Annotated in this window: 17 protein-coding genes; 9 read left to right on the top strand and 8 right to left on the bottom strand. The window is 70.4% G+C overall.

Features of this window, described 5'->3' with window-relative positions:
* The first annotated feature begins 282 nt into the window (after nucleotides 1-282).
* Nucleotides 283-1,725: an MFS transporter gene (locus tag AB0K73_RS16670; protein WP_360515533.1), complete on the top strand. Its 1,443-nt coding sequence runs from the start codon at nucleotides 283-285 to the stop codon at nucleotides 1,723-1,725.
* A 38-nt stretch (nucleotides 1,726-1,763) separates the two neighbouring features.
* On the opposite strand, the gene AB0K73_RS16675 is transcribed toward AB0K73_RS16670, so the two are convergent.
* Nucleotides 1,764-3,203 carry a lipase maturation factor family protein gene (locus AB0K73_RS16675; RefSeq protein WP_360515536.1) on the bottom strand — a complete coding sequence of 480 codons (1,440 nt, stop codon included), beginning with the start codon at nucleotides 3,201-3,203 and terminating at the stop codon, nucleotides 1,764-1,766.
* A gap of 16 nt (nucleotides 3,204-3,219) precedes the next feature.
* Nucleotides 3,220-3,951, bottom strand: coding sequence for an NUDIX domain-containing protein (locus AB0K73_RS16680; RefSeq protein ID WP_360515539.1), 732 nt, complete (start codon nucleotides 3,949-3,951; stop codon nucleotides 3,220-3,222).
* Nucleotides 3,952-4,030: 79 nt separating this feature from the next.
* Between AB0K73_RS16680 and AB0K73_RS16685 the strand changes: the two genes are divergently transcribed.
* Nucleotides 4,031-4,831, top strand: coding sequence for an MBL fold metallo-hydrolase (locus tag AB0K73_RS16685; protein WP_360515542.1), 801 nt, complete (start codon nucleotides 4,031-4,033; stop codon nucleotides 4,829-4,831).
* A 3-nt stretch (nucleotides 4,832-4,834) separates the two neighbouring features.
* Here AB0K73_RS16685 and AB0K73_RS16690 read toward each other — a convergent pair whose 3' ends face one another.
* Nucleotides 4,835-5,407 carry an NADPH-dependent F420 reductase gene (locus AB0K73_RS16690; protein WP_360515545.1) on the bottom strand — a complete coding sequence of 191 codons (573 nt, stop codon included), beginning with the start codon at nucleotides 5,405-5,407 and terminating at the stop codon, nucleotides 4,835-4,837.
* Between the two features lie 101 nt (nucleotides 5,408-5,508).
* Between AB0K73_RS16690 and AB0K73_RS16695 the strand changes: the two genes are divergently transcribed.
* From AB0K73_RS16695 to AB0K73_RS16705, 3 genes are all read left to right on the top strand, one after another.
* Nucleotides 5,509-6,030 (top strand): MarR family transcriptional regulator, encoded by a 522-nt coding sequence (locus AB0K73_RS16695; RefSeq protein ID WP_360515548.1) that lies wholly within the window; start codon nucleotides 5,509-5,511, stop codon nucleotides 6,028-6,030.
* Nucleotides 6,031-6,151: 121 nt separating this feature from the next.
* On the top strand, nucleotides 6,152-6,775 hold the full coding sequence (locus AB0K73_RS16700) for an ATP-dependent Clp protease proteolytic subunit (protein WP_360515551.1): 624 nt from the start codon (nucleotides 6,152-6,154) through the stop codon (nucleotides 6,773-6,775).
* Nucleotides 6,772-7,356 (top strand): ATP-dependent Clp protease proteolytic subunit, encoded by a 585-nt coding sequence (locus AB0K73_RS16705; RefSeq protein ID WP_360515554.1) that lies wholly within the window; start codon nucleotides 6,772-6,774, stop codon nucleotides 7,354-7,356. Before AB0K73_RS16700 ends, AB0K73_RS16705 begins: the two co-directional genes overlap by 4 nt.
* Before the next feature lie 15 nt (nucleotides 7,357-7,371).
* Here the strand turns inward: AB0K73_RS16705 and AB0K73_RS16710 are convergent, their stop codons facing one another.
* Together AB0K73_RS16710 and AB0K73_RS16715 are read right to left on the bottom strand one after the other, a co-directional pair.
* Nucleotides 7,372-7,782, bottom strand: coding sequence for a helix-turn-helix transcriptional regulator (locus AB0K73_RS16710; RefSeq protein WP_360515557.1), 411 nt, complete (start codon nucleotides 7,780-7,782; stop codon nucleotides 7,372-7,374).
* Between the two features lie 233 nt (nucleotides 7,783-8,015).
* Nucleotides 8,016-8,492 (bottom strand): MarR family transcriptional regulator, encoded by a 477-nt coding sequence (locus tag AB0K73_RS16715; protein ID WP_360515560.1) that lies wholly within the window; start codon nucleotides 8,490-8,492, stop codon nucleotides 8,016-8,018.
* An 86-nt stretch (nucleotides 8,493-8,578) separates the two neighbouring features.
* Here AB0K73_RS16715 and AB0K73_RS16720 point away from each other — a divergent pair, with 86 nt between their 5' ends.
* On the top strand, nucleotides 8,579-9,166 hold the full coding sequence (locus AB0K73_RS16720) for an NAD(P)H-dependent oxidoreductase (RefSeq protein ID WP_360515563.1): 588 nt from the start codon (nucleotides 8,579-8,581) through the stop codon (nucleotides 9,164-9,166).
* Between the two features lie 78 nt (nucleotides 9,167-9,244).
* Here AB0K73_RS16720 and AB0K73_RS16725 read toward each other — a convergent pair whose 3' ends face one another.
* Nucleotides 9,245-9,436, bottom strand: coding sequence for a hypothetical protein (locus AB0K73_RS16725; RefSeq protein ID WP_360515566.1), 192 nt, complete (start codon nucleotides 9,434-9,436; stop codon nucleotides 9,245-9,247).
* A 290-nt stretch (nucleotides 9,437-9,726) separates the two neighbouring features.
* Here AB0K73_RS16725 and AB0K73_RS16730 point away from each other — a divergent pair, with 290 nt between their 5' ends.
* Entirely contained in the window at nucleotides 9,727-10,512 is a 786-nt protein-coding gene (locus tag AB0K73_RS16730; RefSeq protein WP_360515569.1) for a glycosyltransferase, read from the top strand.
* A gap of 7 nt (nucleotides 10,513-10,519) precedes the next feature.
* Here AB0K73_RS16730 and AB0K73_RS16735 read toward each other — a convergent pair whose 3' ends face one another.
* Both AB0K73_RS16735 and AB0K73_RS16740 read right to left on the bottom strand, forming a co-directional pair.
* The gene (locus tag AB0K73_RS16735) at nucleotides 10,520-11,710 is read right to left on the bottom strand and encodes an AI-2E family transporter (protein WP_360515572.1); all 1,191 of its coding nucleotides are present in this window, start codon (nucleotides 11,708-11,710) and stop codon (nucleotides 10,520-10,522) included.
* Nucleotides 11,711-11,798: 88 nt separating this feature from the next.
* Nucleotides 11,799-12,383, bottom strand: coding sequence for a helix-turn-helix domain-containing protein (locus AB0K73_RS16740; RefSeq protein ID WP_360515575.1), 585 nt, complete (start codon nucleotides 12,381-12,383; stop codon nucleotides 11,799-11,801).
* A 143-nt stretch (nucleotides 12,384-12,526) separates the two neighbouring features.
* Here AB0K73_RS16740 and speB point away from each other — a divergent pair, with 143 nt between their 5' ends.
* A complete protein-coding gene (gene speB / locus AB0K73_RS16745) occupies nucleotides 12,527-13,492 on the top strand; it encodes an agmatinase (RefSeq protein WP_360516402.1) in 966 nt (321 codons plus the stop codon).
* Between the two features lie 54 nt (nucleotides 13,493-13,546).
* On the top strand, nucleotides 13,547-13,993 hold the full coding sequence (locus tag AB0K73_RS16750) for a nuclear transport factor 2 family protein (RefSeq protein ID WP_360515578.1): 447 nt from the start codon (nucleotides 13,547-13,549) through the stop codon (nucleotides 13,991-13,993).
* Nucleotides 13,994-13,999: the final 6 nt, after the last annotated feature.

Here is a 13,999-nt window from a genome sequence, read left to right on the forward strand (position 1 = left end):
CACTCCTGCACCAGCTCCGGCCGGTACGCCAACGCCAACCTCGCCACAACACTCTCCACCCGCTAAGTGTTGCGACCACCGCGAGAACCCAAGGTCTGCTCCCTGCGTTCGTACGTCTCGAGCGGGTGGCGCACAGCCTGAGACTCCCATGTGTGCTGCAAGGCTATCCGGGCCGCGATTTCCGCCGCTGGGCCTTGACAGATCGTGAGAGCCGTGCCCGATGGACGGCGAGGCTAGGCTCAGGTGGGGCGCGGGCACCGTGCGCGCCGGATCGAGGAGCAGATGGCCGACGCCGACGGTGTGGGATTCCGTTCGGAGCGGGGCCCCATCCTCATCGCGCTCATGCTCGCGACCGGACTCGTGGCCATCGAGTCCACCATCCTGGCCACCGCGGTGCCGACGATCGTGGCCGACATCGGCGGATTCACCGAGTTCCCCTGGCTCTTCTCGATCTACCTGCTCGCCCAGGCCGTCACGGTGCCGGTCTACTCGAAGCTCGCCGACACCTTGGGGCGGAAGCCCATCATCCTCATCGGCATCGGGTTCTTCCTCCTCGGGTCGATCCTCGCCGGGTTCGCGTGGGACATGTCCTCGCTCATCGTGTTCCGGGCTGTCCAGGGACTCGGGGCGGGTGCCGTGCTGCCGCTCGCGGTCACCATCACGGGCGACCTCTATTCGGTGCGCGAGCGGGCTCGGGTGCAGGCCTACATCGCAAGCGTGTGGGCCGCGTCATCCGTCATCGGACCTTCACTCGGTGGACTGTTCGCCGAGTTCCTCACCTGGCGCTGGATCTTCTTCGTGAACCTGCCCCTCGGCGCCGTCGCCGTGTGGATGCTCGTCAGGAACTTCCACGAGACCGTCGGGCGCCGCCGCCATCGGATCGACATCGCGGGGGCGATCGTGCTCACGGCCGGACTCAGCCTCCTCATTCTCGCGGTGCTCGAAGGCGGGCAGGCGTGGGACTGGCTGTCGTGGCAGAGCCTCAGCGGCTTCGGCCTGGCCGCGGTGCTGCTCGTGGCCTTCGTGCTGATCGAGCGACGGGCGGCCGAGCCGGTGCTGCCGCTCGGCATCTTCTCCCGGCGCCTGATCCTCACCACCTCCCTCATCGCGTTCGGGCTCGGCGCGGTGATCATCGGCCTCACCTCGTACGTGCCGACGTTCCTCGAGGTCACGGCCGACGCCTCGCCGTTCGCGTCGGGGCTGGCCGTCGCCGCCCTGACGCTCGGCTGGCCGCTCTCGGGCTCTCAGTCCGGCCGCGTGTACCTGCGCATCGGCTTCCGCGCCACGGCCCTGATCGGGATCGCGGTCACGGTGCTCGGTGCCGCGGGCCTCGTCGCCGCGACGGCCACGCCGAACCCGTGGACGGCCGCCCTCGCCTGCTTCGTCGTGGGGCTCGGGCTCGGTCTTGTCGCCTCCCCCACGCTCATCGCGGCGCAGTCGTCGGTGCCGTGGACCGAGCGCGGCGTCGTGACCGGTGCCATCATGTTCCTCCGCTCGATGGGCAGCGCCGTCGGCGTGGCGATCTTCGGCGCCGTCGCGAACGGCATGATCGCCCGTTCGGGGCTCGGCGAGCAGTCGCCGGCGGCGATCCAATCCGCGTCCGCGGCAGTGTTCATCGGCGTCGGGATCGCGGCGCTCGCGACCGTCGCCGCAGCGCTCGCGATGCCGCGCGGTCACGTCGACGACATCGAGCACCATGCGGCCGAGGAACCGGCGGCGGGCTGAGGTCGGGGTAGCCGCTCAGACCACCGCCGCGCCGCGCGTCAGCGCAACCCCGCCGGCGGGATGACCTCACGCTCGAAGGTGCGCACCCACCGGTCGCCGGTCGTGCGGAACTCCGCCCGCGTCGAGAACCGGTAGTGGTAGGCGCGCGCCCGCACCCACTTCGGCGGCGACCCGTCGAACGGGTCGGCCGCGAGGAGCTTCAGCGTCGGGACGTCCGCTTCGAGCAGGCGCAGCAGGAACACCTCGAACCACGGTTCCCACATGCGCCCGAGCGGCAGGAACCACATCAGCCAGTCGAGTCGCAGGTGGTACGGCGCCCACAGCCGCGGAATCGCGCGCACGTCGCCGGGCTTGCCCCTGAAGTGGTACTCGCGCCACCCCGAGTCGGGATCGGGCACGTCGTCGCGCGTGCCCTCGACGATGATCTCGATGCGCCGCTTCGTGACGGTGCCGAACGCGCCGTAGGCGTTCACGAGCATCCACCGGTTGAAGCTCGCGTTCATGAGCTGTCTCCGCGAGAGCAGGTTCTGCACGGGCCGCACGCTGAGCACGAGGAGGAGCACGGCGACCCCGGCGACGATGACGAACCACCACAGCGGCGTGGTCGCGGCATCCGTGCCCAGATCGGTCGGGATCACCGGGATGAGCCAGTGCCAGACCGAGTCCGAGATGGCGGATGCACCGAGCACCACCGTGATCCAGTTCAGCCACGCGAAGTTGCCGGTCACGATGAGCCAGAGCTGCGTGAGCACGATGATCGCGGCGGCGCCGGAGCCGATTGGCCCCGGCACGAACAGGAGGAACGGCACGATGAGCTGGGCGAAGTGGTTGCCGAGCACCTCGCCCTTGTGGAACCACTTCGGCAGCAGGTGCGCCGTGCGGCTCAGCGGGTTCGGCATCGGCTGCGTCTCGTGGTGGTACATGAGCGCGGTGAGGTCGCGCCACTCGCTACCGCCGCGGATCTTGATCATGCCCGCGCCGAACTCGAGCCGGAACACGAGCCACCACACGGCGACGAGGATCAGGATCGACGGCGGCTGGTCGTTCGAGCCGAGGAACGCCATGATGAACAGCGCCTCGCAGAGCAGCATCTCCCAGCCGAAGCCGTAGAACGTCTGGCCGACGTTCACGATCGAGAGGTACAGGATCCAGAGCGCGAGGAACACGAGCATCGGCACCCACGGCGGGCCCAGCTGCGGGAGACCGACGACGACGGATGCCGCGAGCACGAGCCCGGCGACGGCGACCACGACGAGGCGCCGGTCGGTGTAGCCCCAGCGGAACAGCGTCGGGCCGCGAAGCCGGGGCGCGAGGCGGATGAGCTCGGGCACGGGCAGCAGCCCGTGCTCGCCGAGCAGCGGACGGAACTGGTTCAGCGTCGAGAGGAACGCGACCAACGCGAGCGCCCCGACCCCCCGCTGCAGCACCTGACGGGCGATCTCGTAGTCGTGTGCGTCGAACCAGTCGAGCCAGTCCACGCCCTCACGCTACCGATTAGAACTGGTGCAGGTACACCCACGGCAGGCGGTCCATCACGAGCCGGTGCCGGTTGCCCATGGCGTCGGGGGCGTCATCCGGCACGTCGGGCGCGTGCTCCTGGCGTTCCCGCTCGGCCTCGTATTCGTCGTCCTCCTGCCAGAGGACCATGGTGCGGTCGTCGCTCAGCCGCGAGACGTACGGCCTGATCTCGCCCGAGCGCAACTCGGAGAGGGCTTCGTCGACGGATGTCGCGTCCATCAGTCCGTGCAGCGTCACCCACGTCGGCGGCCACAGCGACATCGACCCGGCGCTGTGCCGATCGAGCGCGTCGACCGGGCGGATCCACTCGACGGCGAGGACCTCGTTCGGGTCGGGACGGATGTCGCCGTCGGGCACCCGCACGGCGAAGAAGGTCGTGCTCAGGCGCTTCTGGGCGCTCGTCGGCGGCGGCATCCAGCGCGAGAACGCCACGAGCTCATCGGGGTCGAGCGTGAGCCCGATCTCCTCGCGGGTCTCGCGCACGGCGGCACGCCGCGCGGCGTCCTCGTTGTCGACCGCTCCGCCTGCGGCATCCGCGTCGTCGACGGCGCCGCCAGGGAAGACCCAGGCACCCGCGAACGAGCCGCGGTCGCGCGGTCGCTCGGCGAGCAGCACCTCGAGACCGCGTTCGCCGTCGCGCAGCAGCACGACGGTCGCGGCCGAACCAGGAACCTCGTCGGTGGTGAGTGATGCAAGGTCGCTGTCCATGGACTCAGACTAGGCGCGTCGTGCCCCGCGTGCACCGGTGCGACGCGCCCCGTCGCGGCGGCGCGGATACACTTCGGTCATGGCTGAGGCATCCGTCGGCGGCGACGCCGTCACCCGATTCGCGACGCTCGTGCGTGCCCCGAACCCGGGCCCGATGACGCTCGACGGCACGAACTCCTACGTGCTGCGAGCTCCGGGTTCGGCCGGAGTGATCGTCGTCGACCCGGGCCCGTCGGATGACGCGCACCTGCGTCGCCTGGCCGAAGCGGGCCGGGTCGAGCTCGTGCTGCTCACGCATCACCACGTCGACCACAGTGAGGCGCTCGCTGAGTTCGCGAACCTTGCGGATGCCCCGGCGCGAGCAATCGACCCGGCGTACTGCATCGACGCCGAGCCACTCGCCGACAGCGAACGCATCGAGGCCGCGGGGCTCGCGCTCCACGTGATCGCGACGCCCGGACACACGGCCGACTCGGTGTGCTTCGTGCTGCCCGACGACGGCGAGCACGGCTCGGTGCTCACGGGCGACACGGTGCTCGGGCGGGGCACCACCATCATCGCCGACCCCGACGGGGCCCTCGGCCCCTACCTGCACTCGCTCGGACGCCTGCGTGCCCTCGGCGCGATCGGCGGCGTGACGGTGCTGCCAGGGCATGGGCCGGTGCTGCCCGACCTCGCGGAGATCTGCGACGCGTACCTCGCCCACCGCACCGAGCGGCTCGACCAGATCCGCGCGGCACTCGGCGACCTTGGTGCGGATGCCTCGGCCGAGGCCGTCACCGACCTCGTCTACGCCGACACGGATGCCTCGGTGCGAAGCGCAGCCGAGGCATCCGTTCGAGCGCAGCTCCGGTACCTCAGGGGAACCGAGACCGCGTAGGCGTCAGGCCGCGACGGCGAAGCCGCCCGTCCAGTTGATCTTCTCGGCCGCGGCGAGCGTGATCTGCAGGAAGCCGAACGCCTCGAGCTCACGGGCACGCTTGAGGCCGCCCACGTCGATCGCCTTGATGCCGCCGGCACGCACGACCTCGGCAAGGGTCTGCTTCGCCGCCGCGTCATCACCGGCGATCTGCACGGTGGTGGGCAGGCCACCCACGGTCTTCCCGGCGAGGGTGCCCGCGAAGGTGGTGTTGAACGCCTTGAGCACCCGCGAGTCGGGAAGCTGCCGAGCCAGTTCCGCGGCGGCCGAGCTGTCGGCGGGAACGGTGAGCGAGTCGAAGGTCTCGAAGTTCACAGGATTCGTGATGTCGACGACGATCTTGCCGGCGAGCGCATCGCGGTGGGAGGCGACGATGTCGGCGAGCGCGGCGTAGGGAACCGCGAGCACCACGATGTCGCCCGTGGGCGCATCGTTGGAGTCTTCGCCGATGTACTGAACGGTGCTGCCGCCGTCGGCGATGACCCCGCCGATCGCGTTCGCCATGTTGCCGGTACCGAAAATGCTGACGTTGGTCATGTCTTCCTCCACGCGCCGCCTTCGACGCAAATAGTTGTTGGGACAACTATCAAGATAACACCGTTCAGTTGTTGCGTCAACTAATACGGTAGACTGGACGCATGAGCTCCGAAACGAGATGGCTGAACACCGAGGAATCCGCTGCCTGGGTGCGTCTCGTCGCGCTCGCCGAACTCCTTCCCGGAGCGCTCGATGCGCAACTCCTGCGCGACGCGGGGCTCACGCACTTCGAGTACGTCGCGCTCATGGCGCTGGCGGAGGCGCCCGACCGCACGATGCGCATGACCGAGCTCGCATCGCGCACCAACGCGACGCTCCCCCGCCTCTCGCACGTCGCACGCCGGCTCGAGGAACGCGGGCTGATCCGTCGGTTCCCGTGCCCCACCGACCGGCGCGCCACGAACGCGACCGTCACCGAGGCGGGGCTGGAGCTCATCGCCCAGGCGGCACCCGGGCACGTCGGAACTGTGCGCGCAAGCGTGCTCGACGCGCTCACGCCCGAGCAGTTGCAGCAGCTCTACTCGATCGCGGGCGCCGTGCTCGCCCGGCTCGACCCCGACGAGCGGCTCGCGGCCACCTCGTGCCAGTTCAGCGAGGGTCCGACCCTCGCCCGCGCCGGCTGATCCCCGCCTCGGGTGAGCCGTGCTGCCGTGAGCAGTGCTGCTCCAGGCAGTGCTGCTGAGCGCGGTGCTGCCCTGAGCGGCATCCGCCCCGTGGCATCCGACTCCGGCGCACGCTGGACGCATGAGCGAAGACCAGTCCGCACCCATCCAACCCATCGACGCCGAGCTCACCCGGCGCCTCTACCACGAGCGCATCATCGTGCTCGGCGAGGAGCTCGACCAGCAGGGCGGCAACCGCCTGATCGCGCAACTGCTCACCCTGTCGGCCGATGACCCGCGCCGCGACATCCGCTTCTGGATCAACTCGCCCGGCGGCTCGGTGCCCGCCATGCTCGCCATCATGGACGTGATGCGCGCCATCCCCAACGACGTCGCGACCATCGCGGTCGGCTGGGCGGCGAGCGCGGGGCAGTTCCTCCTCACGGCCGGCACGCCGGGCAAGCGGTTCGCGCTCCCGCACGCGCGCATCCTCATGCATCAGGGCTCTGCCGGCATCGGCGGCACCGCGGTCGACATCGAGCTGCAGGCGGAGGACCTGCGCTACACGCGCGACACCGTGCTCGGCATCACGGCCGAACTCACCGGGCAGCCGATCGAGCGCATCGCGCAGGACTCGTTGCGCGACCGCTGGTTCACGGCGGAGCAGGCGGTGGACTACGGCTTCGTCGACCGCGTCGTGAGCGAGGTCGACGAGCTCATGCCCTCGCCCGGGCGGAGCATGACCGGATTGCGGGTGTCGGCATGAGCACCTACACGATCCCCTACGTCATCGAGAAGCGCGGCAACTCCGAGCGCTCGCTCGACGTCTACAGCCGCCTGCTCTCGGAGCGCATCGTCTACCTCGGCACCGAGATCGACGACGGGGTGGCGAACGTGCTCATCGCGCAGTTCCTGCACCTCGCGTCGGAGTCGAGCGAGACGCCGATCAGCCTGTACCTCAACTCGCCCGGCGGCTCGCCGGGCGCGGCGCTCGCGGTGTACGACACGATGCAGCACATCCGGCCGGATGTCGCCACCACGTGCGTCGGCCAGGCGGGCGGTCCCGCCGCGGTGCTGCTCGCGGGCGGCGCGAAGGGCATGCGGGCCATCCTCCCGCACGGAAAGGTGACACTGCACCAGCCCGCGTCGCAGGGGCGGGGAACCGTGCCCGACCTGATCCTGCACGCCGATGAGGTGCTGCGTGTGCGCGCCGACCTCGAAGCGGCACTCGCGGCCGACACGGGTCACGACGTCATGACGCTTCGGCGCGACACCGACCGCGACCTCATCCTGCCGGCGCAGGCCGCCGTCGACTACGGGCTCGCCGACCGCGTACTCGCGGGTTGACGTCCGAGGGGAGGCTCAGGCGGCGAGAAGGAACACGTCGGTCGGTGCGGCGGGCGGATGCGCCGACAGCGCGTCCGCCCGGAACGCGAGCGACGCCTCGATGACGAGCCGTTCGCGTCGCTCGGCCTCGCGTCGCTCCTCGTCGCGTCGCGCCCCGAGCCGGTCGCCGACGCGGCGCACGACCTCGAACAGCTCGAGTCCGAGCGCCTCGGCGACGGAGCCGAGGATCTCCGACGACGGCTCCTTGCGCCCGCGCTCGATCTCGGAGAGGTACTGCGGCGAGACGCCCGCGGTCGCGGCGACCTCGGTCAGGATCCGCTCCTGGTCGAGGCGCTCGCCGCGCAGCACCTCGCCGAGCACGTGCCGCCAAAGCGGCTTCGGCGCATTCGGGCCGACCGCCCGTGAGAACTCGATGACGCTGCCCATGTCGAGAGGCTAATCGCGATGCGGTGTCGTCGACAGGTCGATCCGCTCAGAGCAGAATCCGCAGCATCCGCCCGGGCCCCTCACCGCCACGGGGTCGGTCGTCAAGGAGGGCTGGCGCGTGGTCTTCGCCGAGGGCGGGGTCGCCGACTCCGAGGGAAACCTCGTCGCGACGGCGTCGAGTTCACTGCTCGTGCTGTCCTCGCGCTGAGGCGCCAGCCCGGGTGCCCCCGCCGTCAGGCGGCGCCGAGCCGCGACGGCGCGCCGAGCCGGTCGAGCACCCGGCTCGTGGCATCCGCGATGGCCCGCTTCTCGTCGGGTTCGAGCAGGTCGAGGAAGAGCGAGCGGATGTCGCGGGCGTGATCGCGCATGGCGCGCAGCAGGGCGCGACGTCCGTCGCGCGTGAGCACGACCCACGACCCGCGCCCGTCGGTGTCGCACTCCTCGCGTTCGACGAGTCCGCGCGCGACCATGCGGGTGAGTTGGTGCGAGAGCCGGCTCTTCTCCCAGCCGATCGCGTCGCCGAGCGCGCTCGGGCGGAGCCTGCGGTCGGGCGCCTCGAACAGCGCGAGCATCACGCCGTAGTCGCCCTGCGAGATGCCGGCATCCCGCTGCAGGCGGCGGTCGAGTTCGCGCGCCAGCTCCTGTTGAACCCGGACGAAGTCGACCCAGAGCGCCCATTCGGCCTCGTCGATCTCAGACACCTCGGACATGTTCCCAGCATAGCCGAAGTTGGTTGACACATCATCTTCTTGAGTTATGATGACACGTCAACAACTTCGACGAAAGGGATCCACATATGTCCGCAGTCAGGATCGGCGTCATCATCGGCAGCACCCGCCCGGGCCGGGTCGGCGACCAGGTCGCCCGCTGGGTGATCGAGCAGGCGTCGGCACGTCACGATGCGGAGTTCGAGCTCGTCGACCTCGCCGACTTCGCGCTCCCCCACCTCGACGAGGCTGTTCCGGCCGCACTCGGTCAGTACGCCAACGACCACACGAAGGCCTGGGCGTCGAAGGTCGATTCGTTCGACGGCTACATCTTCGTGACGCCCGAGTACAACCACTCCACGTCGGGCGCGCTGAAGAACGCCATCGATTTCGTCTACGGCGAGTGGAACAACAAGGCCGCCGGGCTGGTGAGCTACGGCGGAGCGGGCGGCACTCGTGCGGCTGAGCACCTCCGGCTGATCCTCGGCGAGCTGCAGGTCGCCGACGTGCGCCAGCAGGTCTCGTTCTCGCTCCTCACCGACTTCGAGAACTACACGACGTTCACCCCGGCCGAGTACCACGCGGGCATGCTGGCCGCTCAGCTCGACCAGCTCGTGCCGTGGGCTGCGGCCCTGCGCTCGGTGCGCGAGTCCGCGTCGTTGGCGCAGGCCGCATAGCGGTCCGCACGCCGCGAACTGCTCGCGCCTCGATGGGAGCGGCGCCGGCCGGATGCCTCGGCGGCCGGCGCCACCCGCCTATGCGGGGGGGTTCTCGGGATCGACCGCGTCGATCGTCTCCTGCTCGACGGCGTTGTCGGCCTCCATGTCGTTGACCTCGGGGCCCTCGCGCGGCGTCTTCTCGACCCCGGAGTCGACGCCGACGTCCGTCTGGTCGGGCTCGTCGGGGTCGCTGCCCGTGGGAACGTTCATCGCATTCGGATCGCTCATCGTCTGCTCCTCGCTCACGGCGTGCGCCAAGCGTCCGACGTGGCCGCGGCATCCGTCAACGGCTTGACTCCCTGGTGACGCGGTGCGCGCGTCGGTCGCGCCAGGCGCCGCGCCGGTTCGCACTGGTGGATGGGCGACGACTCGGGCCAGAATGGCCACAAGACACCTGGAGGTGCAACGATGCCGATCGAAGTCGTCTTGTGGTCCATCCTCGGCCTGACGGCCGCCGTCGTGGGCGTGCTGGGACTCGCCGCGCTCTGGGCACTGGGCAAGCCGTCACGCTGACGAGGGTGCGCCTTCTCTCGAATTCCACGCAACACCCCACCCTCGCGATCATCATCCCCGTGCGCGACGACCGCGGGTTCCTCGAGCGGTGCCTCGGCTCGATCGCGGCGCAGTCGGTCGCTCCCGACGAACTGATCGTCGTCGACAACGGCGAGAACGGCGACCTGCGCGTCCTCGCCGAGCGCTTCGGGTTCCGCATCGTCGACGAGCCGGTCGTGGGCATCCCGGCGGCGACCGCGACCGGGTTCGACGCGGCATCCGCCGAGGTGCTCGCGCGGATCGACGCCGACTCGGTGCTGCCGCCCGGTTGGGTGCAGGCGGCGACCGACCGATTCACGGACCCAGCTGTCGAGGCGGCGACGGGCTGGGCCTGGATGCCGAACGCCTCGCGCGTGGCCTCCCGGCTCGGAGTCGCCGCGTACGTCGGCGGCTACACCCTCGCTGCCGGCCTCGGTCTCGGGCACCGGCCGCTCTGGGGGTCGTCGATGCTCATCCGCCGGCGCGTGTGGACCGAGGTGCGTACGCGGTTCTGCCGTGACGACCAGCGCGTGCACGACGACCTCGACCTCAGCGTGCACCTGCCGCCGGGCACGCGGGTGATCCGCGATCGTCACCTGTCGGTCGGGATCTCGTCGCGCCCACTCCGCGACGCCGCGAAGCTCCGCCGGTACGTGGCGATGGCCGTGCACACGCTCGTGAAGCACTGGCCGCACGAGCTGCCGCCATATCGCTACGTGCGCATCATCCGCGCGCGGGCTGCGATTCGGCGTCGCCAGCCTGCCCCCACCTGAGGCCGCATCAGGCGATCGTGACGTCCTCTCCGCGCCGTCGACGCAGTCGGAGGCGCCGGCGTTCGTCGAGCGAGGGGTCGGGCCCCTCCCACACCTTGACGATCGCCCAGCCGAGCGCCGTGAGCGGCACGGCGAGCACGGCCCCGGCGATGCCGCCGACGATGGTGCCCGCGGTGAGGGCGATGAGGATGACGAGCGGATGCAGCTTCAAGGACTGTGCCATGACCACGGGCTGCAGCAGGTCGCCCTCGAGCTGGTTCACGAGGACGACGATCGCCACGACGATGAGGGCGACCACCGGTCCGTTGGCCACCAGCGCGACGAGCGCGGCCAGGATGCCGGCCACGGTGGCGCCGACGAGCGGAATGAACGCGGTCAGGAACACGATGACCGCGAGCGGCAGCGCAAGCGGCACCTGCAGGATCACGAGTCCGAGGCCGATGAAGAGCGCGTCGACGAAGGCGACGATCGCCGTACCGCGCACGTAGCCGCCGAGCACCTTGACGCCCGTGACACCCACGCGGCGGCCACGCTCGCGGCGTTCGCCGTGGAATGGCCGCATGAAGAACGCCCAGATGCGGTCGCCGTCCTTCAGGAAGAAGAAGAGCACGACGAGCATCAGCACCAGTCCCGTGATGAACTCGGTGGCCCGGGAGACCCCGGTGAGCGCGGTCTGGCCGAACTCGGCGCTGGTCACGAAGTCGATGACGGAGTCGCGGGCCTCGTCGATCTGCTGCTGGTCGATGGGGATGGGCAGCGTCTGCACCCACGCGAGCAGGTCGTCGAACCCCTCCGTCGCCGCTTCGGCGAGGTCGGCCCATTGGCTCCTCACGGCGAACACGATCGCGGTGATGATGCCGCCGAGCACGAGGATGCCGCCGAGCAGCGTGATCCAGGCGGCCAGCATGGGCGAGACGCGATGACGGCGCAGCCACATGATGAGGGGCGCCGAAGCCGCAGCCAGGATGAGGGCGATCAGCACAGCGAGGACCAGCACCTTGACCTGGAGCAGCGCCCAGATCGTGAGCGCCGCGAGGATCACGACGATGAGCACCTGGAGGCTCCGCGTCGCCCAGCGGCCGAGGCGGTCGTTCCAGATCGATCCGAGGTTGGAGCGCCTCGGCGTGCTGCCGATACCTTCGGCCTCGGTCGCGCGCAACCGCTCGAGGGCTTCGTCGCGTCGTCGTCGTATCCGCATGCCGCCACCATACGAACGTCGGGTGGTCTGTGGCGCCCCCTCGCGGGCGCGCCGCGGATCCGCTATCGTCACACGGTCTTCGCGGGCCTCAGGCGGACCCGCTCCACGGCGCCGGAACGAGCACCCAGCACACCTCCGCGGGCTCGTCGGCGTCGGCGTGCCAGGTGTGCGGCTCGCGGCCCGGGAACGTCAACGCGTCGCCGGCGTCGAGGCGAACCGATCGGTCGGCGAAGCGCACGGTCACGGCGCCCGAGAAGACGTGCAGCACCTCGACGTCGCAGTTGACGGTGTAGAGCTCGTGCCCGCCGTGTGCGCCGCGACCGAGCGAGGAGCGCAAGAGCTGCACTCGTTCCTCGCCGCGCGGCGACATGAGGTGCTCCTCGACGTTGACCCCGCCGAGGTTGATCTTCGGGGCATCCGCTCGGCTGACCTTCTGCACTTCGGGCTCGGTGAACAGCGCCCCGACGGGGAGCGACAGCACTTGGCACAGCTGTACGAGGGTGGCGACGCTCGGCGAGGTCTCATCGCGTTCGACCCGGCTGAGGAAGCCCTTCGACAGGCCGCTCGACTCGGCGACCTGCGCGAGCGTCAGGTTCTGGGCGAGCCGGGTGCTGCGCAGCTTCGCGCCGATGGGCGTGCCCGCCGCGTCGGCGGACGGATGGATCGGGCGCACGTGGAACTCCCTTGACGGCGGCGGTGAGCGCGGCATACAGTGACCTCAAGTTTCCCCAACAGTACTGGAAGTTTCGTAATATGCAACTCACTTCCGACGGCTCGTCCGACGGCTCGCACACCGGCCAGAGCGATGCCGTTGCCATGAGCGCCGATCGCGGCATCCGCGGCCCGGTCGACGCCAGTGTCGTGCCGCGATTCGCCGGCATCGCGACGTTCGCGCGACTCCCCCGCCTCGACGAGGTGGGCCGAGCGGATGTCGCGATCGCGGGAGTTCCGTTCGACAGCGGGGTGAGCTATCGACCGGGCGCGCGCTTCGGTCCCTCGCACGTGCGCGAGGCGTCGCGCCTCCTCCGGCCGTACAACCCCGCGCAGGACATCTTCCCGTTCGGCGCGCAGCAGGTGGCCGACGCCGGCGACTTCGCGGTGAATCCGTTCGACATCGCCGAGGCGGTGCGGCAGGTGGAGGCGGGCGCGCGAGAACTCCAGTCGAGCGCCACGAAGCTCCTCGCGATCGGTGGCGACCACACGATCGCGCTGCCGCTGCTCCGCGCCGTCACCGCGCAGCACGGTCCGGTCGCGGTGCTGCACTTCGACGCGCACCTCGACACGTGGGACACCTACTTCGGCGCCCCGGTCACGCACGGCACACCGTTCCGCCGCGCGTCGGAGGAGGGGCTCATCGACCTCACGGCGAGCATGCACGTCGGCATCCGGGGGCCGCTCTACGCCAAGACCGACCTCGAGGACGACGAACGCCTCGGCTTCTCCCTCGTCACGAGCGAGTACATGGAAGAGCACGGGCTCGCCGCCGCGGTCGACCGCGTCCGTGCTCGCATCGGCGACGCGCCGCTCTACGTCTCCGTCGACATCGACGTGCTCGATCCCGCACACGCCCCCGGCACGGGCACGCCAGAGGCGGGCGGCCTCACGAGCCGCGAGCTGCTCCGCATCATCCGGAGCCTCGCCGACCGCAACATCGTCGGCGCCGACCTCGTCGAGGTCGCCCCCGCGTACGACCACGCCCAGCTCACGGGGGTTGCCGCGAGCCACGTGGCCTACGAGCTGATCAGCGCCATGGCGCCCCGCACCCAGCCGGCGGTCGAGTAGGCGCACAGCGCCGTATCGAAACCCAACCACCCCGAGGCGAAGGAGCCCCACCCGATGAGCGAACCGATCACCCCGACCCGCGAGTCGGTGCTGGCCGCGGCAGCCGAGATCGTCGACGCGTTCGCGGCGACCGACGGCGAGCGCTACTTCGCGACGTTCGCGCCCGAGGCGACCTTCGTCTTCCACACCGAGCCCGAGCGGCTCGGTGACCGCGCCGCCTACGAGCGGCTCTGGGCCGGATGGGTGGAAGACGGCTGGCGCGTCGTGTCGTGCGAGTCCAGCGACCAGCTCGTGCAGGCGTTCCCGGGCGGCGCCGTCTTCAGCCACTCGGTCGCCACCACGGTCGACACGGGCGAGGGCACCGAGTCCTACCGCGAGCGCGAGACCATCGTCTTCCGCGTCGAGGATTCGGCGACGGATGCCGCGTCGCCGCGCCTCGCCGCCGTGCACGAGCACCTCTCCCCGATGCCAGCGGCCGCGGCATCCGACACCCCCTCGTGACCTGAC

This window comes from Agromyces sp. NPDC052230 (assembly GCF_040679595.1).
In the GTDB taxonomy this organism is placed as follows: Bacteria; Actinomycetota; Actinomycetes; order Actinomycetales; family Microbacteriaceae; genus Agromyces.